Source organism: Frisingicoccus sp., from assembly GCA_016298055.1.
GTDB lineage: Bacteria > Bacillota > Clostridia > Lachnospirales > Lachnospiraceae > Frisingicoccus.
In genome coordinates this window covers 1-24,341 of the sequence record JAEDDO010000015.1, presented here as the reverse complement: position 1 = coordinate 24,341, position 24,341 = coordinate 1, and the positions used below count along the sequence as shown (strand labels likewise).

Genomic DNA, 24,341 nt, shown 5'->3' with positions numbered 1-24,341 from the left:
AAATATAATATTTTTTTGAAAGTATTCATTTAGATATTGAGTCTAAATGGCATTGTGACTGGGGTCACCTGTCCCCCCTACCCCTATCTGAGTCAAGGAACCTGTCCCTGCATTATTTAGAAATTATTAAGCAATTATACATCATTTTTTCACAAGTGGAGCATATAATAGTAAATGAAGGCAAAGGGGTAAACAAAGAAGGAAAGGATGATTATATAATTGATGGACAGAGAAGTATACTATGAGAATAGTAATGTATTGGATATCAAAGATTATAGTTATATGATGAAGACAATTCAGGCATCTCCGATCAACCGGTGCAGCGGAAAGGACCGGATACGAAAGATCTATTTTAATAATGATATAAATTATCTGGAAGGCGGATGGGATATGTCAGCTTCAGATAAAGATATTTACAGTATCGTTATGGTGAATTTCGACAGAGAACATCTGATGGTCGAACGAAAGAGTCGCCGTTCCGATATGATCTATAAAGATTATGCGCCGATTACTTATGCGGAGTGCCAGCAGATTTTCAGGGGTGATGTCCACTGGCTGAAGGAGAGTGATTATCCGGTGCTGAATGCATTGTATCTGGAGATCAAGGTTAATCTCAGAACAATCGGTGTGATCGTCGATTATGAACGTCAGCGCTTCAGAGTAAATAATTCCAATGACTACATAGATTTTGATTTGTCTGTCCGCTCGATTTACGGACAGAAGGGTGATTTGTTATCCGAACAGTTGGATATGAAAGAACGTCTCGATGACAAACATGTGATCATGACATATAAACAGAGTGCCAATATACCGCCAATTTTTAAATCTGTGCTTGCATTGGCAACAGGAGCCAGTTTTTGATTAAAAAAATATCCCGTGGAGAATCCTTTGCGAAAAGGCATCGAATTCCACGGGATTATTTTTTATCCTAACAGTTCTTCGATAACTGCAAGAAGTTCATCATTTTTTTCCGGCATCATAATACAGAAACGGAAATATCGGTTATCCAAAAATGGGAAATCGGAGCAGTCACGTATCATCAGTTTTTTCTTAATAGCTGCTTCGAAAACGTCCATGGCGGTCACATCATCACGGAGAATTTTTACAAGTATGAAATTGGCTTTCGGTTCATAGTAATTCACATCCCGGAAGCTGTCCAGTTTCTTACAGATTCTTTCTCGCTCGGAGGAGATCAGCTGTCGTGTCTCGGCAATATAATCCTCATCGGTGAACATGATCTCACCGGCGATGGCAGCCAGCGTATTGATGGTCCACGGGTCCTGATGTCCGACGACTTCTTTGATCAGATCCCGGTTGCCGCAGACCGCATAGCCGAGACGAAGACCCGGAGCGGCAAAAAACTTGGAAATGCCCCGGAGGACAATAATGTTATTATAAAACTGAGTCAGAGGAATTGCTGTAATATTGTCAATGTCCTCGGCAAATTCCACATAGGTTTCGTCAACAAGGACAAAGATGCCGTTTTCTTTACAGATATCAAGGATCTTCCGCATATCTGAGCGGGAGATGGCAGTGGATGTCGGGTTGTTTGGGTTGCATACGATCAGAAGATCGATGGATTCTGTCAATTGTTTTGACAGAGAATCAATGTGAACGGAAAAACTGCGGCTTTCATCCAGACGGTAATAGCGTGAAGTGCCGCCTGCGAGAGTTACTTCACGTTCATATTCAGAATAAGTCGGGCCGAGAATCAAAGCTTTATGTGGTTTCAATATTTGAATAAAGAGGGAAATGAGCTCAGTGGAACCATTTCCCACGATGATATTTTTAAAATCTGTATCAACATAGTCTGCAATACATTTTCTCAAAGAAGTATATTCCCTTTCCGGGTAACCTGTGATGTCATCAATATGTTCTGCCAGAGTGGCGCGCAGCTTTGGGGAAATTCCAATCGGGTTGACATTCGCCGCAAAGCTGGTAATTTCTTCACGGGGAATATGGTAAATTGCCTCTATTTTTTCAAGATCGCTGCCGTGAAAATGTTCGGATTTCTGTGTCATAATATTACTCCCTTATTACTTTTTCTTGCACCAGTATTCAATGTAGTGTTATAATCTATATTAGTACATTTCATTTAAAAATGCAAATGATAAACAGGAGATAGAAATTGAAAGAAAAAATAAACTTATTGTCAAAAGGCATATTTGAATATGGATGTCCGGATATCCGGGTTTCAGAGGAACAGATCGATCTTAAGGTCGAATCGGGAAGAAGTTTTTCCGGGGAGTTCTCTGTCTACTCAACGAATGAGGTCAGCGTGCGTGCGAAAGTTTTTTCCTCCTGCAGACAGATGAAGTGTGAAGAGACGGATATTATCGGCAGAGATAATCGGATTCATTTTAAGTTTTCGGCAGAGAATATGGAACCGGGAGAGAAGTCAGAGGGATATATCAGCATTGTCAGTAACGGTGGTGTGATACAGATCCCTTTTAGGGCAGTTGTGTGCTCCCCTTATTGTATGACAGATGAGGGTGAAGTGGGAAATCTGGAGGAATTTACGATTTTAGCTCTCGAACGCTGGCATGAAGCCGTGGATCTTTTTAAATCTGAAGATTTTTCGAGAGTTTTTCTTATTAATAAGATTTATGCCCATGTTTATGAAAAGCTGATGAAGGCAAAAAATCCACATCAGGCGATGGAAGAGTTTTTATACACACTGAAGAAAAAAGAACCGATCTCCATAAGTGCAGATCAGAAAGAGATCTTTTACAAAGATGTATCCGAAAATGTCAGTGGGAAGATTACTCTGGAGAAGAGTACATGGGGATATCAGGAGATTTTTATTTCCGTGGAAGGCGATTTTTTAAGCGTTTATAAAAAACGTCTGACAACGCTGGATTTTTCTGACAGCTGTTATGAGCTGGAATATTTTATTAATCCGGAGTTTTTAAAACGGGGGAAGAATCATGGCAAGATCATTCTGAATACTTTTTCTCAGAAGATAACGATTGAAGTGGCGTGTCATCAGGAAATCGTCAGAGAGGAGAAGGGGCCGGAGGCAGATGTGAAGAGCAGTGTTTTTAAAATTTGTCATCTGTATCTGGATTATAAGGCCGGAAGGATTGATAAGGAAAAGTGGTGCAGAGAGACAAGAGAAGCTGTGGACTGCTGCCGCAATAACAGTGATGATATTTTGTATACGCTCATGGAAGCCCATTTTCTTATGCTGACGGATGAGGTGGAGAAGGGCAAGGAGATTGTGAGCCCGATGAATGCACGGGAACTTAGAAAGGATTCTTTACTCCTTTACTGTTATCATCTTTATCTGACCACATTTTATCGGACAGAACCGGATTATGTCCATTATGTCATTACGCGGCTGTGGGAATTTTATGAGGGTCCCTGTGATTGCTGGCAAGTTTTGTGGATGCTCCTTCAGATCGATGAGCGGTTGATGCTGAACGCCACACTGAGTTTTAAATGTATTAAGGCAGAATTTTATAAAGGATGCCGCAGTCCGCTGATGTATGAGGAAGCTCTTCGTCTGGCTAATGATGACCCTTCGCTTGTGCGGGAGGTTGAGGATTTTGAAGTTCAGCTCTTTAGTTGGGGAAAACGCAATAAACTGCTGGATTCCATGCTTGTTGGACAGTATGCGGATCTGGCGATCCGAGGCAAGAATTATCATCCGGTCCTTTTAAAGACATTGATCGCACTTTATAATGAAAAGAACAGTAAGCTTCTTTTGTCGGCAGTGTGCAGCACACTTATTAAAGGAAATAAAGTGGATCCGGAATATAATCACTGGTATCTGGAAGGCATCAATCATACCCTCAGTCTTACACGTTTGTATGAATATTATATGCAGTCATTGGATGAGGAAAAGGTGGATAAGCTTCCGATACCGATTCTTCTGTATTTCAGGTATAATAATCAGTTAAACTGGCAGCGCAAAGCCTTTCTTTATGCTTACATCATTCGAAACCGAAGCGAGATCGAGCGTATTTTTATATCTTATAATAATATTATAAAGGCCTTTGTGTATGATCAGTTAAGTCAGGGACATATGAATGAGAATCTGGCCTGCCTTTATAAATTTTATCTGGCACCGGATAAGATGAATATCAAGCTGGCAAAGGAACTGCCGGATGTTCTGTTTAAACATCAGATCATGTCGGATCAGCCGGGAATTGTCAATGTTATTGTTACAATGCGGGAAATCAATAAAGAATTCAGTTATCCGATGACGGAAGGCAAAGCCTTTGTCGACATTTTTATGGATGAGTATAATATTGCTTTCGAGGATGCGGAGGGCAATCGGTATATGCGGTCCGTGGAATATGAGATTAATAAGCTGCTGGATGAGGAAGAGTTTGTTCAGGCCTGTCTTGAGATGCATCCGGATAACGGTAAGATTCTGATGAACCGGAGTGAAAAGGCACTGAAGTACCAGATGGTGGATGATAATTCGGTCGAAGTCTTCAAGCGCACACTTCGGATCAGCTCGATTCGTGATGAATACAGAAGGAATATTTTAAAGAACCTCATTGACATTTTTTATGAAAATTATGAGGGCGAAACATTGGAAAAATATATGGTCCGTCTGGATATCCATCTTCTCGGAGAGGAAGAGAGAGCCAATATTATTGATTATTATATTCAGCGCGGATTCTATAACAGAGCCTTTGATGCCATCGGTATTTATGGTTACGAGGGTATCGAGAACAAGCGGTTAATGCGCCTGACATCCCGGATGATCCGAAAAGAAGCCTACAAAGAAGAGGCGCTTCTTCTTGAGATGGCCTTTTATGTTTTCAGGGAAGGTACCTATGATGAGGTGATCCTTGATTATCTGAATCGGTACTATATCGGAACAACAGAGGACTATATGGATATATGGCAGGCTGCCGGAGCATTTGAAGTCAAGGTTCATCAGATTGAGGAGAAGATACTCTGTCAGGTATTGTTTACCGAAGACAAGGTGGAAGAGAGTGGGGTCATTTTTGATTCCTATTATTGTTATCGTCCGAATATTAAGATCGTCCAGGCCTATCTGGCCTATAGTGCTTATGGTTATCTTGCGCGCCATATGGATGTGAAAGAAAGTATTTTCCATTATATGGAGATCGAGATGGATCAGATGGGACGAGGAAGAGACATATGCAGTCTGGCCATGCTGAAACATTTTTCGGAGAACCGTGAGTGGGGCGAGGCGTATAATGTGTGGATATGCCGGGAAGTCCGCCGGTTTTTAAGCAGAGGTGTTCTTGTTCCATGGTTTAAATCTTTTATGTATCAGACAGATATTCCGAAGGAACTGATTGACAGAGCCTGTGTAGTCTATACGACAAAACCGGGCCATACCGTCAAAGTGCGTTTCCGCATTGACCAGGGAGAAAAGACCGGAAAATGGCAGGAAGAAAATATGCAGAATGTTTATGGAGGCATCTTTTCAAAATCATGGACCCTGTTTGCGGATGAGAAACTGATCTGTCAGGCACTGGATCATGACGGTGAGGATATCACGGTCAGTGAGTGTCAGGAGATTTTACCTGAGGTCAATGGTGAAGCAGAGCTTGTCAGCGGAAGAGATTATATCGACCGGATGATACTGCAGAAAGATTTTAATGATTATGATGCGTTTTACCGGACGGCGAAAACCTACAATGACAGAAAACTTCTCGCGGAAAAAGTATTGGATATACTCTAAACAGAGAAAGAATACAGGAAGAAAAGGGCAAGTTTATGGACAATCGAACAAAAGAGCTGATTATCGGATATGATCTGTGTAATGATTATATCCAGATCAGCTGTTATAACCAGAAAACACAGGATATAGATACGATATGTTATATCGGACAGAAGATGATGGACCGGATACCGACAGTGCTTTGCCTGCTTGGTGAAGATGAAGATTCATGGGTCTGCGGGTATGAGGCATGGAAAGCCGTCAATGAGCGCAGAGGTGTCCTGATAGAGAATTTTGCAGAGGATTTGGAATCGGATAAGTTTATTAAAGTGGCGGACAGATTTTATACCTGTGCAGAGCTGACCCGGATTTTTATAAGGGAGAGTCTGAATCTGCTGACAAAGTACTATCCTCATTGGCATATCGGGCAGCTGACAGTGGCTGTCGAAAAATTTGGAAAGGGCAGCGTTGATGCGCTTCGTCCCCTCTGTCAGATGCTGTCCTTTGAAGAAAAACGTTTGAACGTTATCAGCCATGTATCCGCTTATGAGTATTATGCGCTGAATCAGAAAAAGGAATTATGGCAGCATGATGTGGGACTTTTTGATTATTCCAGAAAGGGAATGACCTATTATCATCTGTCCATTTCGAAAAAGAGAACACCTGCGGCGGCGATGGCTACGACCATTCCGCTTCAGGAATATCTTAATGGAAGTGAGATCGGCGAGATGTCACCGCCGGAACTGGACAGACGGTTTTTTGAGATCGTTCAGAAAGTAACAGCAAATAAAATTATTTCAACGGTTTATCTGACCGGAGAGGGATTTGACGGAGACTGGGCACATCTTTCTTTAAAAACCCTCTGCCATCACAGAAAGGGCTTTATCGGGTCGAATATTTTTTCAAGAGGTGCCTGCTATTACAGTCTGCAGGCAGAAGGGCTTTTGACTTCAGACAGATTTATCGCTCTGAACGATGATGTTATTTCCCGTATGATCTATGTCCGGGGAAGCAAAAAAAGAGAGATTGTCAACGAAGAGCTGGTGAAGGCGGGACAGGTGTGGTATGATGTTCAGTCAGAAATCACTTTTATTCCGGAGAATATGGATCATGTAACACTTCATCTGTTAGATTATGTGGGACGAAATGACTATACGCTTAAGATCCCGCTCAACGAAATGGATTTTGCGGAGGGACGTCCGGACAGAACTCATTATATCCGGATGAACCTGTTTTTTGAGGATGTTTCAAAGTGCCATGTCACTTTGCAGGATATGGGCTTTGGGGAATTTTACCCGCCGGCGAACAAGACGATTGAAAAAGTGTTTGATATTTATAATGATAAAGAGCTGGAGGCAAAGGATGGGCATGAGACCGGAAGACTGATCTTGATGCACAATAAGATGAATACGGTCCCGTTTTACTTTAATCTGAGCGGCATGCGTGTTTATAGCTGTGAGGAATTATGCTATTATATTTATCAAAATGTTTATGCGGTGAGCGACGAGACCTTCGGCGATGATCTGATTTACTGGATCGATAAGAATCTGGAGGAACGGGGACTTGTCAAGCGGCTTCGTGAGGCGAAAAAGAATAAACGTACCGTCAAAGAGATGGTTCGCACGGTCCTCATGTCGGTGGACTATTATTCGAAGGATGAAGTCGAAGCACTGCAGGGGATCATCGAAGAGATTGAGATGCAGAATCCGATTGAAAACCGGAAAGTTGAAGGCGATAACTATTTGAGATACGGGAAGCTTCTGGAAGCGATCGAGACCTACAAAAAGGTTGATCTGATGGTAGAAGAGACCGAAGAGGAAGTCAGTCAGGAATTCCTCGGAAATGTGTATCACAATATGGGTGTTGCATTTGCAAAACTTGGTCATGGAAGTGCGGCACTTGAGTGCTTTTCAAAAGCCTTTGAGCTGAATCATTCAGAGACATCGAGGGATAGTATGATGATGATGATGATGATCATGGGCATGGACGAGGAGATGATGCAGGAGACTGGCCGGATGAATATGTCACCGGAGGAAGTGTCCGAAATATGCAGACGTTTTGATGAAGCAAAGGATGCAGTCAGTCAGGATGAAACATCGATCATGATCGAAAAGATAAAGGATATACATAGCGAGAGTCAGTGGGATGGAATTTGTCCTGAGATTCTTGAATGGCTGGAAAAACAGAAGGGAGAATACCGTAATTTATAGGGGTGCATTATGGTGGATTCAGAAATATTAGTTGAATCACCGGTCATTGCTGCAATTAAGGATGAACGCGGTCTTGGCGAATGTCTTAAGACAGAATGTCAGGTGGTTTTCATTTTATTTGGAAATGTATGCAATATCGGTGATATTGTAAAGCGGGTGAAAGACGGAGGCAAAAGGGCCATCGTTCATATGGACCTTGTCAATGGGCTGAGCAGTAAAGAAATTTCTGTGGATTTTATTAAAAATACGACACAGGCGGACGGTATTATCAGTACGAAGCCTATGATCGTCAAACGGGCAAAAGAATTAGGTCTTTTGACGATACAGAGATTTTTTATTATTGATTCGATCGCACTTGAGAATTCCAAACGTCAGATTGAGATCTATCATCCGGATTGTGTGGAGATCATGCCGGGAATTATGCCGAAAATCTTGAAAGATATTCGGGCGTTTGTAAATGTTCCGGTGATTGCGGGCGGTCTTCTGACCGATAAAAAAGATGTGATGGGCGCATTGTCTGCGGGGGCAGATGCTATATCGACAACGAATGAGAATCTTTGGAAATTACAGTAATGACAGGATTTTTCGTTGCATTTCATCGGTATAAGTGGTATGATGAAAGCAGGATAATGTAAAACGCTTTAGAGAGAAAGAGAGGCGGAACAGGCAGTTTTCAGGACTGTCTGTTTCGCCTTACATTTTTTTGACAGAAAGAAAGAGGGAAGGAAAATGACGAAAAATTTTGCACACAGAGGTTTCAGCGGAAAGTATCCGGAGAATACGATGCTCGCTTTTGAAAAAGCAATTGAGGCCGGAGCAGATGGTATCGAGAATGATGTTCATCTGACAAAGGACGGTGTACCGGTGATCATTCACGATGAACTTGTGGACCGGACAACAAACGGAAAAGGGTATGTGAAGGATTATACCTATGAGGAGCTGTCGAAACTGGACGCCTCTTATATTTTTCCGGAATATGGAGTTTTGCATATTCCAACCTTGAGAGAGTATATGGAACTTGTAAAAGATAAGGATATTATCACTAACATTGAATTAAAGACCGGTGTGTTTGAGTATCCGGGCATTGAAGAAAAGGTTTATGCCATGATTCAGGAATATGGTCTGAAGGATAGGATGATTATTTCTTCCTTTAATCATTTTTCTATTCTTCGCATGAAAGCACTGGATCCGACGATCAAATGCGGACTTCTGGAGGAATCCTGGCTGGTCAATGCGGGAGCTTATGTATCTTCTGTCGGTGTGGAATGTTATCATCCGATGTATAAAAATATGACACCGGAGCATGTGGCTGAGATTAAATCCCACAATCTGGAGATCAACACCTGGACAGTGAATGAACGGGAAGAGATCGAAGCGATGTTTGAGCGGGGCGTGGATTCGGTCATCGGAAATTATCCGGATATCGTCCGTGAGATTCAGGAAAGTTACAGTAAATAGTCAACGGATTTTGGAGGAGTAAGATGTACGATATTATGATTATCGGCGGCGGTGCTGCCGGATGTGCGGCAGCGAGAGAGCTGTCCCGTTATAAAGCGGATATTTGTGTCGTGGAAAAAGAAGAAGATGTCTGTGCAGGAACGTCCAAAGCCAACAGCGCGATCGTTCATGCCGGTTATGATGCAGAACCAGGTTCACTTATGGCAAAACTTAATGTCAAGGGCAATGAGATGATGGAAGCTATGTCTAAAGAACTGGATTTTGATTTTAAACGGATCGGTTCGATGGTTGTCTGTGTGCATGAAGAAGATATCGGTAAGCTGGAAGAACTCCTGGAGCGGGGAAAGAAAAACGGTGTAAAGGATATGCGGATTCTTAATGCAGAGGAAGCCCATGCTCTTGAACCGAATCTGACAGAGCAGGTGGTGGCTGCACTTTATGCACCGACAGCCGGTATCGTCTGTCCTTTTGGTATGACCATCGCCTATGCGGAAAATGCGGCGGTCAACGGTGTGGAATTTAAATTGAATACAAAGGTTGAGAAGATTGAAAAGATTGAAGGCGGTTATGCTTTGACGACAGATCAGGGTGTTTTTGAAACAAAAGTGGTCATCAATGCTGCCGGTGTATATGCGGACTATTTCCACAATATGGTCAGCGGGGAAAAAATCCATATCACACCACGGCGCGGCGATTACTGTCTTTTAGACAAAACGGCGGGAGGTCATGTATCCCATACGATTTTCCCTCTGCCGGACCGTTTCGGTAAGGGTGTGCTTGTGACACCGACCATTCACGGCAACCTTTTAGTCGGACCGACAGCCATCGACATTGAAGATAAAGAGGCGACGGCGACGACAAGAGAAGGACTTGATTTTCTTATCAGTAAAGCCGGGGAGGCAGTGTCGGATATTCCGATGCGCCAGGTCATCACATCCTTTGCAGGTCTTCGCGCCCATGAAGATCACCATGAATTTATTATCGGTGAAGTCAAAGATGCCAAAGGTTTTGTGGATGTGGCAGGTATTGAATCTCCGGGACTTTCAAGTGCACCGGCCATCGGCGTGATGGTCAGTCAGATTGTTTCGAAGATGCTTGACCTTTCGGAAAACCCGGATTTTATTCCGGTCCGCCGCGGTATTTTAAATCCAAATAAACTGAGTTTTGAAGACAGAAAGGCATTGATCGAGGCCCGTCCGGAATATGGCAATATTATATGCCGATGTGAGATGATCACCGAAGGAGAGATTATCGATGCGATCCACCGTCCGGTCGGTGCAAGATCCCTTGACGGTGTGAAACGCCGCACCCGTGCCGGAATGGGCAGATGTCAGGCCGGCTTTTGCTCTCCGAGAACAATGGAAATCTTAGCGAGAGAACTTCATGTACGTATGGCCGATATTACAAAATCCGGCGGTCATTCAAAGCTGATCGTCGGCCAGATAAAAGATCAATTATAGGAAGGATGGTGCACACTATGTTACATTATGATCTGGTCATTGTCGGAGGAGGTCCGGCAGGACTTGCCGCAGCAGCGGCTGCGAAAAAAAGCGGACTCGAAAGCATCATCATTCTTGAGAGAGATCATGAGCTGGGCGGCATTTTAAATCAGTGTATCCACAATGGTTTCGGTCTTCATACATTTAAGGAAGAACTGACCGGTCCTGAGTATGCGGGACGTTTTATTGATGAAGTAACGGCACTTCAGATTGAATATAAATTAAATACGATGGTCATGGATATCACAGCGGATAAGAAAGTGACAGCCATGAACAGAAATGACGGTCTTTTTGAAATACAGGCGAAAGCGATCATTCTTGCTATGGGATGCCGTGAACGTCCGCGCGGCGCTTTAAATATTCCGGGATATCGTCCGGCGGGTATTTATTCTGCGGGAACGGCTCAGAGACTTGTCAACATCGAAGGCTTTATGCCTGGACGTGAAGTTGTTATTTTAGGCTCCGGTGATATTGGCCTTATTATGGCCCGCCGTATGACCTTAGAAGGCGCAAAGGTCAAAGTTGTGGCAGAACTTATGCCTTTCTCAGGCGGTCTGAAGCGAAATATTGTACAGTGTCTGGATGATTTCGGCATTCCGCTGAAACTGAGCCACACAGTTGTGGATATTGAAGGAAAAGAAAGAGTTGAGGGCATTACTCTGGCCGAAGTAGATCAGACAGGCAGACCGATTCCGGGAACGGAGGAACATTATACATGTGATACACTGCTTCTTTCCTGTGGTCTTATTCCTGAAAATGAATTGTCCAGAGGTATCGGTGTGGATATGGAACCGGTTACAAACGGACCTGTCGTTAATGAAAGTCTTGAGACAAGCGTTCCGGGTGTTTTTGCCTGTGGTAACGTTCTTCATGTACATGATCTGGTTGATTTTGTGTCAGAAGAGGCAGCCGCAGCAGGAAAAAATGCTGCCCGTTACATTCGTGAATGCGGACAGACATCGGATATGGGCAGTGCGGTGAAGCTTTGTACGGAAGGCATTGTGCGCTATACGGTTCCTAAAACAATCCATATAGAACGGATGGAGGATGAACTGACTGTACGTTTCCGTGTGGGTGCTGTTCAGAAAAATTGTTATGTTTCTGCTTATTTTGATGAGGAACGTGTGATTAAGAAACGTCGTCCGGTAGTCGCACCGGGTGAGATGGAAGAAGTAAAACTAAAAAAAGAGATGCTTCTTAAATATCCGGATCTGAAAAAGATTACCTTTAGAGTAGAGGAGGCGTAAACATGGAGAAAAGAGAATTGACATGTATCGGATGTCCTCTGGGCTGTGCGATCACAGTGACGATGGAAAGCGGTGAGATCGTCGGTATTACAGGACATACATGTAAACGGGGCGAGGAATATGCACGTAAAGAGGTAACAAATCCGACACGAATCGTCACATCAATTGTTAAGGTTGAGGGTGGAAAGATTCCGATGGTTTCTGTAAAGACAAAGTCGGATATTCCTAAAAATAAAATTTTTGATGTTGTGCGTGGACTTAAGAATGTTACTGTGAAAGCACCGGTGCATATTGGTGATGTGATTGTCTCTGATATTGCAGATACCGGTGTGGCTGTAGTGGCAACAAAAAATGTAGATATCCTTTAGCAGACGTCAAAAAATGGAAAGGGGGATACAAATATGGAAGTGTTCACATCAATTAATACATATCTTCATACCTTTTGTGTTCCTGTTGTGTTCATTCGTCTGCTTATGGCAGCGGCGTGCGGCGGCGGTATCGGCTACCTCAGAAGCGTCAAGAAGCGGGGAGCCGGTTTTAAAACCCATATACTGGTCTGTGTCGGGGCTGCACTGATCATGATGACCGGACAGTACATATATGCTTACGTATCCGGCGGAAACGGCGACGTGGCCCGGCTGGCCGCTCAGGTTGTCAGTGGTGTGGGCTTTTTAGGCGCCGGAACGATCATGGTGACCGGTGGCAATCAGATCAAAGGTCTGACGACGGCAGCGGGTTTGTGGGCATCCTCAGGCATTGGACTGGCTATAGGCATCGGATTTTATTCCGGTGGTTTTTTTGCCACATTGATCGTATTCTTTGTTTATAATTTTATGGAGCGGGTGGACGAGTATGCCTATGAACACTCCAGAGTATATGATCTTTATGTGGAATTTGAATCGAGACAATATATTACCCCTTTTATGCTGGAGATGAAAAAGAATGGGTTTAAGTTTTTAAGTATTCAGTTGAGTAAATCCAAGAAAAACAAAGATGATATCGTCAGTGCAACCATGTCCATCGAGGTCAACACCAAGTCAAAAGGTGTGGATGTTCATAAGATCATAGAGAATCTGGAAGGCGTGAATTCGGTGGAAGAAATATAAGTACATCTTGACTTTTGGTGTATTATTGAATAGAATATATTCCATACGATAAATGTGGTGAGAAAGAGGAGTAGGAATCCGGCCTTAAAAGAGAGAATGACTCATGGGCTGAAAGGTCATTTAGAGAAGCGGATTTTGAAGGTAGCTTTTGAACAGGACGGGTGAAACCATTCGGTAAGTAGCCGGTCACGGGTGGCTCCGTTAAGGGCTTCAGAGATATGTACAGTTTTGTGCATAATTAAGGTGGTAACGCGAGCTTTCGCCCTTATGGGGTGAAAGCTCTTTCATTTTTTATTAACAGGAGGAAAAAAGATGCAGTTGGAGAAAACTTATAATCCGGCGGCCATTGAAGATAAACTTTATCAGAAATGGCTTGACAACAAATACTTCCATGCAGAAGTAGACAGAAGCAAAAAACCATTTACGATCGTGATCCCGCCGCCAAATATTACCGGACAGCTTCATATGGGTCACGCTCTGGATAATACATTACAGGATATTTTGATCCGTTCCAAACGTATGCAGGGATACAATGCTCTCTGGCAGCCGGGAACAGACCACGCAAGTATTGCGACAGAAGTTAAGATTCTTGAGAAGATGAAAGAGGAAGGCATCAGCAAGAAGGATCTTGGACGTGAAGCTTTTCTTGAAAGAGCATGGGACTGGAAGAAGGAATACGGCGGACGTATTATCAGCCAGTTAAAGAAACTGGGATCTTCCTGTGACTGGGACAGAGAACGTTTCACAATGGATGAAGGCTGTAATAAGGCTGTTGAGGAAGTATTCGTACGTCTTCACGAAAAAGGACTTATTTATAAAGGCGCCCGCATTATTAACTGGTGTCCGGTATGTAAGACATCTATTTCTGATGCAGAGGTTGAATATGAAGATCAGGCCGGACATTTCTGGCACATTAATTATCCGGTAGAAGGTTCGGATGAGATGGTAGAGATCGCTACGACCCGTCCGGAAACGATGCTCGGTGATACAGCGGTTGCTGTTCATCCGGATGATGAGCGCTATAAACATCTCATCGGAAAAAATGTTATTCTCCCAATCGTGAATAAAACGATTCCGGTGGTAGCAGATGAGTATGTTGATAAAGAATTTGGTACAGGAGTGGTAAAAATCACACCTGCACATGACCCTAACGACTTTGAAGTGGGTAAGAGACACAATCTGGAACAGATCAATATCATGAATGACGATGCGACGATCAATGAAAACGGCGGAAAATATGCCGGTATGGATCGTTATGAAGCACGTGAGGCGATCGTTAACGAGTTAAAAGAACTTGGTCTTCTTGTTCGCATTGAAGATTATAATCACAATGTGGGTACCCATGACCGTTGTAAGACAACCGTTGAGCCGCTCATCAAACAGCAGTGGTTTGTGAAGATGGAAGAACTGGCAAAACCGGCGATCGAGGCACTGAAGAAGGGAGATCTTAAGTTCGTTCCGGAACGTTTTGACAAGACATATCTCCACTGGCTTGAAAATATCCGTGACTGGTGTATTTCCCGTCAGCTCTGGTGGGGACATCGTATTCCGGCATATTACTGCGAGGACTGCGGCGAGATCATGGTAGCCCGCAAGGCAGATGCACCGCATACATGTTCCAAGTGCGGCAGCACACATATCGTTCAGGATGAAGATACTCTGGATACATGGTTTAGTTCTGCACTTTGGCCTTTCTCCACACTCGGATGGCCGGATAAGACAGAAGATCTGGATTATTTCTATCCGACAAATGTGCTTGTAACAGGCTATGATATTATCTTCTTCTGGGTTATCCGTATGGTATTTTCCGGATTAGAACACATGGGCGAAGTACCATTTGATACCGTTCTTATCCATGGTCTTGTCCGGGATTCCCAGGGACGTAAGATGAGTAAGTCTCTCGGAAACGGTATTGACCCTCTGGAAGTTATTGATAAATACGGCGCAGACGCTTTAAGATTTACCCTTGTCACAGGTAATGCACCGGGTAACGATATGCGTTTCTACTGGGAACGTGTGGAAGCAAGCCGTAACTTTGCAAACAAAGTATGGAATGCATCCCGTTTCATGCTGATGAATTTTGAACAGGCTGAAGAAGCCGGAATTTCCATCGATCATGTGACCTTAGATGATCTGACTCAGGCAGATAAATGGATTTTATCCAAAGCAAATACACTGGCAAAAGATGTCACAGCCAATATGGATAAATATGAGCTTGGTATCGCTGTTCAGAAGCTTTATGATTTCATTTGGGAAGAGTTCTGTGACTGGTATATCGAGATGGTTAAACCACGTCTCTATAATAATGAAGATCAGACGAAAGCCGCTGCTCTCTGGACATTAAAAACCGTACTCATTCAGGCATTAAAATTACTCCATCCATACATGCCGTTCATTACAGAAGAAATTTTCTGCAATGTTCAGGATGAAGAAGAATCTATTATGATTTCTTCATGGCCGGAGTTTAAAGAGGAATGGAATTTTGAGGCCGATGAACTTGCCGTTGAGACGATCAAAGAGGCTGTTCGCGGTATCCGAAATGTACGTACAGGCATGAATGTACCGCCAAGTAAGAAAGCAAAAGTGATCGTTGTATCTGAAAACGAAGAGATTCAGCACATTTTTGAAAACGGTAAAGTTTTCTTTGCCACACTGGCTTATGCAAGTGAAGTTGTTATTCAGAGTGATGAGACAGGCATTGAAAAGGATGCCGTATCCACAGTGATCCACCAGGCTGTTATTTACATGCCATTTGCAGAACTTGTTGATATTGCAGAAGAAAAAGCCCGTCTTGAAAAAGAAGTGGATAAACTTCACAAAGAGATCGCAAGAGCGTCAGGAATGCTTAACAATCCAAACTTTGTCAGCAAGGCACCGGAAGCAAAGATTCAGGCAGAGCGGGATAAGCTGGAAAAATATACACAGATGTTAAAGCAGGTTGAAGAACGACTGGAAGCTTTAAAAGGATGATGGAAGAGGTTGTAAAATATCTGTATGAGATTCCCCGGTTCGCACGGACCGGGGGTCTTTGTCAGACACAGGAAAGACTCAGGCTTTTAGGAAACCCGGAAAAAAGTTTTCATTATATCCATGTGGCGGGGACGAACGGCAAAGGTTCGGTCTGCGCCTATATGGAAGCCGCTTTGCGCCGGATGGGATTTAAGACCGGGCTTTTTACATCCCCCCATCTGATCCGGATCAATGAGCGGATACGGATCGGAAATGAAGAAATCAGCGACGAAGCTTTTATCCGGGCATTTCATCGGGTAAAGGAACTAATCGACAGACAGATGACCGAGGGAATCCCTCATCCCACCTTTTTTGAGTTTATTTATCTGATGGCCATGTGTGCTTTTGAAGAAGCAGGTATTGCGTATGGCGTGATTGAGACGGGACTCGGCGGAAGACTTGATTTGACCAATGCGGTGGAGAAGCCGGATCTTACGGTTATTACGTCGATCAGTCTGGATCACACAGCGATCCTCGGAGATACAGTAGAGAAGATCGCGTCGGAAAAAGCCGGTATTATCAAACCTCATGTGCCTTTAGTTTATCTTGCCAGGACAAATAGTGTCAGCCATGTGATCGAAGATCAGGCAAGGTCACAGGAAAGTCCGGTATTTCCGGTCCGAACAGAATGGATACAAGATGTTTGTGTCAGAGAAGGACGTCTTTCTTTCGCCTATCAGTGTCCTTATTTTGAAAAATATGATATAATCTTAAATACCGGCGGAATCTATCAGGCTGAGAATGCCAGTCTGGCATTGACCGGCTTGGAAGTGATGTTCGGGGACAGGTTCCGTGACTCAATTCTGGCTGGGATCGAATCGATGCAGTGGGCAGGAAGAATGGAGCCCGTTGCACAGAATGTTTATGTGGACGGAGCTCACAATGATGACGGTATTCAGAAACTGGTCGAGTCGGTGAACATGGCATTTTCAGGAAAGGATATTTATCTTGTTTTTGCCGTGGCTGAGGATAAGGATTATCAGGAGATGGCAAGACATTTGAGTCAGATCAAAGGATTAAAGGGTGTGATCGTCACAGAGATCAATAATGGACGCCGTCGGGATTTTCATGAAGTTATGGAAGATTTTAAGAAAAACTGGCATGGAATCATTCAGGGAACATATAATGTAAGTGAAGCTATTGTTACAGGGCAGGAATGGAAAGGACAGGATGGCATTTTGATCTGTACAGGCTCTCTTTATCTGGTCGGCCATGTGAAGGAGATTCTGGGAGGAATTTAGATGATTAACTTTGATGAAGAACTGAAGAAATATAAACCGAGTCTTGAAGTAGATCAGGCAGAGGAAGCGATTCAGAGGAATGATCTGCGGGATGTCGTTGATATCGTCGAGGAGATGATGCAGGAAGTTCGCCGTGATCCGAAACGCTTCAGACAAGTTTAGGGGGGACGGCTATGAATTGTCCGAAATGTTCCACGCCTCTTGAGAATACATATCGATGCCCGAACTGTCAGTGCGAAGATCCTATTATGAAGCGTATTATTTACGCCTCAAATCAGCATTATAATGAGGGATTGAGCAAGGCAAAAGTACGCGATTTGAGCGGTGCGGTCACATCGCTGCAGATGAGTCTGAAGTATAATAAACGCAATACAAAGGCGAGAAATCTTCTCGGACTTGTGTACTTTCAGATGGGAGAGACGGTCGAGGCTCTCAGTGAGTGGGTCATAAGTGTTCATTTTCAGGGGAAGAACAATGTCGCAAAGAATTATATAAAAAAAGTCCAGGAGAATCAGGGGCAGCTCCAGGTGATCAACAGTACGATACAGAATTATAATCTGGCGCTTCAGTACCTGGATGAAGGCAACAGCGATCTGGCCATCATTGAGCTTAAGAAAGTGGTCAATCTGAACCCGAATTATATCCGGGCTTATCAGCTTTTAGGGCTTTTATATATTCAGAGAAAGCAGTATTCGGCGGCAAAAAAGATTCTCTCCAGAGCACTTAAGCTGGACAGAAATAACCTGACGACCGTTCGGTACATGAATGAACTTGTCGGTTATTCCCGACAGAAAAGAAAGAACAGGGATATTGAGCGGCATAAGGCATCTTATGTACAGATTAAAGATCCAAATCCCATCGTTATTGAGAAGTCTGCCAATAATTATACGGATTTCAATACAAGTACCTTATCCTTTGTCAATATTCTGATCGGTATTATTATCGGCGCGGCCGTTGTGGGATTGCTGCTTGTTCCGTCGATCCAGAAGACAAAGACAGCAGAGTATAACAAAGCGATCGTTGAATACAGCGGTGAGATATCGGATAGAAATAAACAGATTGCACTGCTCCAAAATCAGATCGATGAACTGACAAATGAAAATAATAAACTGGCAAATGATGCGGATACTTCCGGAAATGCGGCAGACACCAGCCATAATGAAATATTGCTGATCCAGGCCGTCAAGTCCTATCTGGATAATGATTTTGTTTCAGCGGGAACAACCTTGTCAGAAGTGGACAGAAATATCTTGTCGGATCAGGATGCACAGACTGTCTATGATTTTCTTCTGGCAAAAACGAAGGATACGGTCATCGGACAGCTTTACGATGAGGCTTATCAGTACTATGGCAGCAAAGATTATATGAATGCGGTAACCATGTTTAAAAAAGTGCTGAATCTGGATTCGGATTCGGTGGAATCCTGGTATTATATGGGAAGATCTTATCAGTATCTGACCGATTTTGAACAGGCGAGAAATTGTTACAGAACGATTGTTGACAATTACGGAGACAGCGAATATGCATCCGATGCGCAGCAGTATCTGACACAGATTGAGAATCGTAAAACAGAAAGTGAATAAGATGATAGATAACAAAAGATGAATCTTCGGATTCATCTTTTGTTTTTTGGAGGGTAAAAAATGGATATGGAATATGAAATGCGGGGACCTTATCTTATTGTACATGTCGGAAGTGAGCTGGATCATCACAGAGCTGAATGTCTGAAGGCAGGACTTCATAAGATTGAGCGGGAACGCGGAATCAAATATATTATTTTTGACTTTAACGGGACCGGTTTTATGGACAGTTCGGGTGTGGGACTTTTGATCAGCAGGTACAGGGATCTGTCCATGAGCGGCGGCAATGTGTATGCATCCGGTGTGTGTCCCGCTGTGAAAAAGTTATTTTATGTGTCCGGACTTCATAAGATCATCGGTGTCTATGAGAAGGTGGAGGATATTATTTATGGAGAAAAATGAAATGATGGTCATTTTTGACAGCAGTTCGGAAAATGAGAGTTTTGCAAGGATGGTCATTGCCGCCTTTGTATCACGAATCGATCCGACCCTCGAGGAGCTGGCCGATATTAAAACCGCTGTCTCAGAGGCGGTCACAAACAGTATCATTCACGGTTATAAGGATGGAAAGGGCGATATACGGATGCATGCAAGCATTGCGGATCGGGAGTTATTTGTAGAGATTGAGGATGAGGGTGTGGGCATTGAAGATATTCAAAGAGCAATGGAGCCGATGTATACGACGCGTCCGGACCTGGATCGTTCGGGTATGGGATTCGCTTTTATGGAGGCCTTTATGGATGGATTAGAAGTGGTGTCTGAACCGGGGAAAGGAACTCTGGTAAAGATGACGAAAAAAATGGGAGCGATCTGAATATATATGGAATTTCTTGAATTACTTTTAGCCGCAAAATCAGGGGATAAAGATTCAAGAGATTTACTTATTGAGAAAAATATGGGGCTTGTGTGGAGTGTGGTCCGCCGGTTTTCCCATCGCGGTTATGAGGCAGAAGATCTGTTTCAGATCGGTGTGATCGGTCTTATGAAAGCTATCGATTATTTTGATACATCGTATGATGTGAAGTTTTCCACCTACGCAGTTCCGATGATATCCGGGGAGATCAAGCGTTTTTTAAGAGATGACGGCATGATCAAAGTGAGCCGGTCTTTAAAGGAAAATTTATGGAAGATTCAGAAGGCAAGAGAAGCGTTGAATCATAAAAAGGGAAGGGAGGCCTCACTCAGCGAATTATGTGCATGTACGGGACTTGCGGCGGAGGATGTGATCACGGCCATGGAATCCGGGTGTGAAGTTGAATCACTGAACAAAGTTATTTTTCAAAATGACGGACAACCGGTGCGGCTTGTGGACAAGCTTGTAGAAAAAAAGGATTGTCACGGTGAATTGCTGGATCGGATTCTTGTGGAAGAGCTTCTTGAAAATCTGGATGCGAAGGAGCGGGAACTGATTATTTTGCGTTATTATTGCAATGAGACACAGAGCCGGATCGCAGATTATTTCGGTATATCCCAGGTTCAGGTATCACGAATGGAAAAGAAGGTACTGCAGAGGATGCGGGAATGTCTGAAAAATCCATAAGCATGATACATCTTTTGAAAGAGTGATTTTTCAAAAGATGTATTTTTTTTTGTCCGGCAGGAATAATAAGGTGCAGAGGAGTGATGAAAATGGCGGAAAAAAGTGATTTATATATTAAACTCGACGAGCATGTCCGCACAGAGAAAAAGGATGTGCCCCTATCGAAGGTTGCCGGTGTCTATTGTCAGGACGAGGAATTAAAATCTCAGGCAGAAAAAGTTATTGTATATTCATTTCAGGAAGGAGAAAAGGAAAAGGCGGTTTTTTCTCTGATCTATATATATAAGAAAATTTATGAGTGCATGGGAAGTAATATCCAGATCCATTCGGTGGGGGCATCCGAATGTCTGGTAGACTGGATTCAGGAAAAACGGCCCTCAAAACTTCTGGGTTATGTGCAGGTTGTTCTTGTCGGTCTTGTCACTTTTTTTGGAGCCGCCTTTACAATCATGACTTATAATGCGGACGCGGGAGTTCCGGATGTTTTTCGTACCCTGTATGAAATGTTTACAGGGAGAAGCGGAGGAAATGGTGTGCTGGAACTGACCTATTCGATTGGGATCGGCATTGGTGTTATTGTATTTTTTCATCATTTTGAAAAGAAAGGGCGAAAAACACCAACGGCCATGGAAGTTCAAATGAACAAATATGAGAAGGATGTGGTGGATTCTTATGTAAAGTATGAGGAGCGAAGGGGGAATACATTCGAATGACCAATACGGTACTGGCGTTGATCGGACTTTCCTGCGGATTTACCGTGTCCGCGGCCCTGTTTGCTCTTATTGCCACTATCGGTGTGCTGAACCGGATGGCTCAGATGACCCGGAGTGCCGCCTTTATTCGGGGATATGAGGTTTGTTTCATGGCCGGAGGTATTATTGGAAATCTTCTTTCCATTTATCAATGGAAGCTGGCGGAGGGAATGCTCTGGTTTACAGGGATCAGCGGATTGTTTACCGGCATCTACATCGGGTGCTTTGTGGGGGCACTGGCGGAAGTTTTGAATGTTTTTCCGATTTTATTTCACAGGCTGGGGCTTCGTCAGGGAATGAAATGTCTGATCGGTGCCATGGCTCTCGGAAAAGCGATTGGCGGTATTATTGATTTTTTTATGTGAGGAGGAAAAATATGGATCCGAAATCGTATCAGGAGTATGTTGAAAATGTAACACCGAAGGTCAATGGATGGCTTTCTTTTTTGAAGGCTTTTGTGAGCGGAGGCGTGATCTGCGTCATCGGGCAGATACTTTGCGACTGGTTTAAATCCGCAGGTCTTATGCATACACTTGCAAGTAATTACACCACGCTTATATTGATTCTGGCAAGTGTCCTGCTCACAGGATTTAATCTTGTGGGACCAATCACAAAATTTGCAGGTGCCGGGTATCTTGTGCCGATTACCGGATTTGCCAATTCGGTTGCATCCTGTGCCATTGAATTTAAACGGGAAGGGCAGGTATTTGGGATCGGAAGTCAGATTTTTAATATTGCCGGTCCGGTAATTTTATACGGTATCGTCACAAGCTGGTTTTTTGGATTTATCTACTGGATTTTAACAAGCATCGGTCTTGTTTAGAGTTGGAGGAAGGAAAATGAGCGATAAAAGACAGGGAAAATATACGGTTAGGTTTGAACATCCACCGATTATCCGAAGTTATGCATCTATTGTCGGTCAAAAGGAGAAAGAGGGTCCTCTGGGAACTTATTTTGATACGGTGTGCGAGGATCCGATGATGGGGAAAAAGAGTTGGGAGGAAGCGGAGGGAGAGCTTCAGTACAGGGCAGTAACACAGGCACTTGATAAGGCTTTTCTGCGTCCGGAAGATATGGATTATCTCTTTGCCGGCGATCTGCTTGGGCAGACGATTGCCACTTCTTTCGGTGTTATGGAACTGCAGATTCCCCATTTCGGACTTTATGGCGCATGTTCGACAATGGGGGAGGCTTTAAGCCTGGCGGCTATGTCTATCGACGGCGGTTTTGCGGACAGGGCAGCGGCAGTTACTTCCAGCCATTTTGCCAGTGCGGAAAAACAGTTCCGTTTCCCTTTAGGTTATGGAAATCAGAGGTCTTTGGCGGCAACATGGACGGTTACGGGAAGCGGTGCCCTTATACTTGAAAATCCGATGATCTGTTCCGAACAGTCTGCTGACCGGTGTATACGGGTGATGGCAGTGACAACAGGAAAAATCATCGATTACGGTGTGAATGATTCCCAGAATATGGGTGCATGTATGGCACCGGCAGCAGCCTTTGTCATTGCTTCCCATCTTCGGGATATGCACCGGAAACCGGAGGATTATGACCGTATCATTACCGGGGATCTTGGGACAGTGGGGCAGACGATTTTATTTTCTCTCATGCAGGAGGAGGGCTTTGACATAAGGGGAAATCACATGGACTGCGGTATTGAAATATTTGATCCGAAAACTCAGGATACTCATGCAGGAGGCAGCGGATGCGGATGCTCAGCGGTGACGTTATGCAGCTATATCACTAAAAAAATGGAAGAGGGGGAATGGAAACGTGTTCTCTTTGTGCCGACGGGAGCATTGCTTTCTAAAATAAGTTTTAATGAAGGGATGACGATACCGGGCATTGCTCACGGCATTGTTTTAGAAAAGCATTGATTTTTGGTTGATATTTTGCAATATTTGTCTATAATGATAAATGGTACCAGGGTTAAAAGGCAGGTTGAAACCCTGGTATCGGATACATACGGAATGATAAAATTTTAAGGAGTGATATAGATGAAATTTCACTATGCAAAACGTCTGGACTCATTTCAGGCAGGGATATTTGCAATATTGAATGAAAAGAAAGATGAACTTGTCCGGCAGGGAAGGGAAGTTTTTAATCTTTCTGTCGGAACACCGGATTTTAAGCCGGCACCTCATGTGATGGAAGCCTTTTATAAAGCATGTCAGGATCCGGAAAATTATAAATATTCGCTGGTGGATATTCCGGAACTGCTTCAGGCGGTAGTCGGACACTATGAGAGACGTTACGGTGTACATATTGAACCGGAAGAAATTATGTCGGTAAACGGTTCTCAGGAAGGTATTGCGCATATTGCCCTTGCTTTGTGTGATGCGGGGGATGTGGTGCTTGTTCCGAACCCGGGATATCCGATTTTTTCAATCGGGCCTTTTCTTTGTGGTGCAGAGCCGGTAACTTATGATCTGAAACCGGAAAATCATTATATGCCGGATTTTTCAGCAATTCCTGCGGATGTTGCAAAAAAAGCCAAATTTATGATCGTTTCTTATCCTCTGAATCCGGTCTGTGCTGCTGCGGATGACACGGTGTATGAGGAACTCATTCGTTTTGCGAAAGAAAATGATATTATTGTGCTTCATGATAATGCGTATTCAGATATTATCTATGACGGACGAAAGGGTGGTTCATTCCTTCATTATAAAGGTGCGAAGGATGTAGGCGTAGAATTTTACTCCCTCTCCAAGTCTTATAATCTGACAGGTGCAAGAATTTCCTTTGTTATAGGAAATAAAGAGATCATCCAGAAGTTTAAGACCGTTCGAAGCCAGATTGATTACGGTGTGTTTAAACCGGTTCAGTACGGTGCCATCGCTGCACTGGAAGGGCCTCAGGATGCGGTTCTGGCCCAGTGTGAAGAATATGAACGTCGAAATAAAGCTTTATGCGGAGGACTTCGAAGTATCGGATGGAATGTGCCGGACAGTGAAGGTACCATGTTTGTGTGGGCTCCGATTCCTGAAGGTTATACATCATCCGAAGAATTTTGTATGGATCTGGTGGAAAAGACAGGCGTGCTCTGTAC

22 protein-coding genes and 1 other annotated feature are annotated in these 24,341 nt (G+C 43.6%); of the genes, 21 read left to right on the top strand and 1 reads right to left on the bottom strand.

Annotated elements, in window-relative coordinates; translation table 11 throughout:
- Positions 1 to 222: 222 nt before the first annotated feature.
- The gene (locus QZZ35_RS02730; RefSeq protein WP_291236054.1) at positions 223 to 861 is read left to right on the top strand and encodes a hypothetical protein; all 639 of its coding nucleotides are present in this window, start codon (positions 223 to 225) and stop codon (positions 859 to 861) included.
- A gap of 62 nt (positions 862 to 923) precedes the next feature.
- On the opposite strand, the gene QZZ35_RS02725 is transcribed toward QZZ35_RS02730, so the two are convergent.
- A complete protein-coding gene (locus QZZ35_RS02725; RefSeq protein WP_291236053.1) occupies positions 924 to 2,021 on the bottom strand; it encodes a pyridoxal phosphate-dependent aminotransferase in 1,098 nt (365 codons plus the stop codon).
- A gap of 107 nt (positions 2,022 to 2,128) precedes the next feature.
- On the opposite strand from QZZ35_RS02725, the gene QZZ35_RS02720 reads away from it, so the two are divergent.
- The 20 genes from QZZ35_RS02720 to QZZ35_RS02625 form a co-directional block, all read left to right on the top strand.
- Complete coding sequence (locus QZZ35_RS02720; protein ID WP_291236052.1) at positions 2,129 to 5,671, top strand: DUF5717 family protein; 3,543 nt, start codon at positions 2,129 to 2,131, stop codon at positions 5,669 to 5,671.
- A gap of 35 nt (positions 5,672 to 5,706) precedes the next feature.
- Complete coding sequence (locus QZZ35_RS02715) at positions 5,707 to 7,860, top strand: DUF5716 family protein (protein WP_291236051.1); 2,154 nt, start codon at positions 5,707 to 5,709, stop codon at positions 7,858 to 7,860.
- A gap of 9 nt (positions 7,861 to 7,869) precedes the next feature.
- Positions 7,870 to 8,433 carry a glycerol-3-phosphate responsive antiterminator gene (locus tag QZZ35_RS02710; RefSeq protein ID WP_291234443.1) on the top strand — a complete coding sequence of 188 codons (564 nt, stop codon included), beginning with the start codon at positions 7,870 to 7,872 and terminating at the stop codon, positions 8,431 to 8,433.
- Between the two features lie 156 nt (positions 8,434 to 8,589).
- The gene (locus QZZ35_RS02705) at positions 8,590 to 9,318 is read left to right on the top strand and encodes a glycerophosphodiester phosphodiesterase (RefSeq protein WP_291236050.1); all 729 of its coding nucleotides are present in this window, start codon (positions 8,590 to 8,592) and stop codon (positions 9,316 to 9,318) included.
- 23 nt (positions 9,319 to 9,341) lie between these two features.
- Positions 9,342 to 10,778 carry an NAD(P)/FAD-dependent oxidoreductase gene (locus QZZ35_RS02700; protein WP_291236049.1) on the top strand — a complete coding sequence of 479 codons (1,437 nt, stop codon included), beginning with the start codon at positions 9,342 to 9,344 and terminating at the stop codon, positions 10,776 to 10,778.
- A 17-nt stretch (positions 10,779 to 10,795) separates the two neighbouring features.
- A complete protein-coding gene (locus QZZ35_RS02695) occupies positions 10,796 to 12,064 on the top strand; it encodes an NAD(P)/FAD-dependent oxidoreductase (RefSeq protein ID WP_291236048.1) in 1,269 nt (422 codons plus the stop codon).
- 2 nt (positions 12,065 to 12,066) lie between these two features.
- Entirely contained in the window at positions 12,067 to 12,432 is a 366-nt protein-coding gene (locus QZZ35_RS02690) for a DUF1667 domain-containing protein (RefSeq protein ID WP_291236047.1), read from the top strand.
- 33 nt (positions 12,433 to 12,465) lie between these two features.
- The gene (locus QZZ35_RS02685; RefSeq protein WP_291236046.1) at positions 12,466 to 13,170 is read left to right on the top strand and encodes an MgtC/SapB family protein; all 705 of its coding nucleotides are present in this window, start codon (positions 12,466 to 12,468) and stop codon (positions 13,168 to 13,170) included.
- 48 nt (positions 13,171 to 13,218) lie between these two features.
- Positions 13,219 to 13,440 (top strand) — a binding site (T-box leader).
- 42 nt (positions 13,441 to 13,482) lie between these two features.
- Positions 13,483 to 16,140: a valine--tRNA ligase gene (locus QZZ35_RS02680; RefSeq protein ID WP_291236045.1), complete on the top strand. Its 2,658-nt coding sequence runs from the start codon at positions 13,483 to 13,485 to the stop codon at positions 16,138 to 16,140.
- Positions 16,137 to 17,420 (top strand): bifunctional folylpolyglutamate synthase/dihydrofolate synthase, encoded by a 1,284-nt coding sequence (locus QZZ35_RS02675; protein ID WP_291236044.1) that lies wholly within the window; start codon positions 16,137 to 16,139, stop codon positions 17,418 to 17,420. Before QZZ35_RS02680 ends, QZZ35_RS02675 begins: the two co-directional genes overlap by 4 nt.
- Entirely contained in the window at positions 17,421 to 17,582 is a 162-nt protein-coding gene (locus QZZ35_RS02670) for a hypothetical protein (RefSeq protein ID WP_291235010.1), read from the top strand. It begins immediately after the preceding gene.
- Positions 17,583 to 17,593: 11 nt separating this feature from the next.
- The gene (locus QZZ35_RS02665) at positions 17,594 to 19,003 is read left to right on the top strand and encodes a tetratricopeptide repeat protein (protein ID WP_291236043.1); all 1,410 of its coding nucleotides are present in this window, start codon (positions 17,594 to 17,596) and stop codon (positions 19,001 to 19,003) included.
- 60 nt (positions 19,004 to 19,063) lie between these two features.
- Positions 19,064 to 19,402: an STAS domain-containing protein gene (locus tag QZZ35_RS02660; protein WP_291236042.1), complete on the top strand. Its 339-nt coding sequence runs from the start codon at positions 19,064 to 19,066 to the stop codon at positions 19,400 to 19,402.
- Positions 19,389 to 19,814 (top strand): anti-sigma F factor, encoded by a 426-nt coding sequence (gene spoIIAB / locus QZZ35_RS02655; RefSeq protein ID WP_291235007.1) that lies wholly within the window; start codon positions 19,389 to 19,391, stop codon positions 19,812 to 19,814. The genes QZZ35_RS02660 and spoIIAB overlap by 14 nt, the downstream gene beginning before the upstream one ends.
- Before the next feature lie 6 nt (positions 19,815 to 19,820).
- Positions 19,821 to 20,540: a SigF/SigG family RNA polymerase sporulation sigma factor gene (locus QZZ35_RS02650; protein WP_291235006.1), complete on the top strand. Its 720-nt coding sequence runs from the start codon at positions 19,821 to 19,823 to the stop codon at positions 20,538 to 20,540.
- An 89-nt stretch (positions 20,541 to 20,629) separates the two neighbouring features.
- Positions 20,630 to 21,253 (top strand): stage V sporulation protein AA, encoded by a 624-nt coding sequence (locus QZZ35_RS02645; protein ID WP_291236041.1) that lies wholly within the window; start codon positions 20,630 to 20,632, stop codon positions 21,251 to 21,253.
- Entirely contained in the window at positions 21,250 to 21,657 is a 408-nt protein-coding gene (locus QZZ35_RS02640) for a stage V sporulation protein AB (protein ID WP_291236040.1), read from the top strand. The genes QZZ35_RS02645 and QZZ35_RS02640 overlap by 4 nt, the downstream gene beginning before the upstream one ends.
- Positions 21,658 to 21,668: 11 nt before the next feature.
- The gene (locus QZZ35_RS02635; RefSeq protein WP_291236039.1) at positions 21,669 to 22,115 is read left to right on the top strand and encodes a SpoVA/SpoVAEb family sporulation membrane protein; all 447 of its coding nucleotides are present in this window, start codon (positions 21,669 to 21,671) and stop codon (positions 22,113 to 22,115) included.
- Between the two features lie 16 nt (positions 22,116 to 22,131).
- Positions 22,132 to 23,169 (top strand): stage V sporulation protein AD, encoded by a 1,038-nt coding sequence (gene spoVAD, locus QZZ35_RS02630; protein WP_291236038.1) that lies wholly within the window; start codon positions 22,132 to 22,134, stop codon positions 23,167 to 23,169.
- Positions 23,170 to 23,289: 120 nt separating this feature from the next.
- A partial coding sequence (locus QZZ35_RS02625; RefSeq protein ID WP_291236037.1) for an aminotransferase class I/II-fold pyridoxal phosphate-dependent enzyme occupies positions 23,290 to 24,341 on the top strand: 1,052 nt, incomplete at its 3' end.

Coding starts and splice junctions, on each gene's coding strand:
- QZZ35_RS02730 (WP_291236054.1), top strand. CDS start 223: ATGGACAGAGAAGTATACTATGAGAATAGTAATGTATTGGATATCAAA.
- QZZ35_RS02725 (WP_291236053.1), bottom strand. CDS start 2,021: ATGACACAGAAATCCGAACATTTTCACGGCAGCGATCTTGAAAAAATA.
- QZZ35_RS02715 (WP_291236051.1), top strand. CDS start 5,707: ATGGACAATCGAACAAAAGAGCTGATTATCGGATATGATCTGTGTAAT.
- QZZ35_RS02710 (WP_291234443.1), top strand. CDS start 7,870: ATGGTGGATTCAGAAATATTAGTTGAATCACCGGTCATTGCTGCAATT.
- QZZ35_RS02705 (WP_291236050.1), top strand. CDS start 8,590: ATGACGAAAAATTTTGCACACAGAGGTTTCAGCGGAAAGTATCCGGAG.
- QZZ35_RS02700 (WP_291236049.1), top strand. CDS start 9,342: ATGTACGATATTATGATTATCGGCGGCGGTGCTGCCGGATGTGCGGCA.
- QZZ35_RS02695 (WP_291236048.1), top strand. CDS start 10,796: ATGTTACATTATGATCTGGTCATTGTCGGAGGAGGTCCGGCAGGACTT.
- QZZ35_RS02690 (WP_291236047.1), top strand. CDS start 12,067: ATGGAGAAAAGAGAATTGACATGTATCGGATGTCCTCTGGGCTGTGCG.
- QZZ35_RS02685 (WP_291236046.1), top strand. CDS start 12,466: ATGGAAGTGTTCACATCAATTAATACATATCTTCATACCTTTTGTGTT.
- QZZ35_RS02680 (WP_291236045.1), top strand. CDS start 13,483: ATGCAGTTGGAGAAAACTTATAATCCGGCGGCCATTGAAGATAAACTT.
- QZZ35_RS02675 (WP_291236044.1), top strand. CDS start 16,137: ATGATGGAAGAGGTTGTAAAATATCTGTATGAGATTCCCCGGTTCGCA.
- QZZ35_RS02670 (WP_291235010.1), top strand. CDS start 17,421: ATGATTAACTTTGATGAAGAACTGAAGAAATATAAACCGAGTCTTGAA.
- QZZ35_RS02665 (WP_291236043.1), top strand. CDS start 17,594: ATGAATTGTCCGAAATGTTCCACGCCTCTTGAGAATACATATCGATGC.
- QZZ35_RS02660 (WP_291236042.1), top strand. CDS start 19,064: ATGGATATGGAATATGAAATGCGGGGACCTTATCTTATTGTACATGTC.
- spoIIAB (WP_291235007.1), top strand. CDS start 19,389: ATGGAGAAAAATGAAATGATGGTCATTTTTGACAGCAGTTCGGAAAAT.
- QZZ35_RS02650 (WP_291235006.1), top strand. CDS start 19,821: ATGGAATTTCTTGAATTACTTTTAGCCGCAAAATCAGGGGATAAAGAT.
- QZZ35_RS02645 (WP_291236041.1), top strand. CDS start 20,630: ATGGCGGAAAAAAGTGATTTATATATTAAACTCGACGAGCATGTCCGC.
- QZZ35_RS02640 (WP_291236040.1), top strand. CDS start 21,250: ATGACCAATACGGTACTGGCGTTGATCGGACTTTCCTGCGGATTTACC.
- QZZ35_RS02635 (WP_291236039.1), top strand. CDS start 21,669: ATGGATCCGAAATCGTATCAGGAGTATGTTGAAAATGTAACACCGAAG.
- spoVAD (WP_291236038.1), top strand. CDS start 22,132: ATGAGCGATAAAAGACAGGGAAAATATACGGTTAGGTTTGAACATCCA.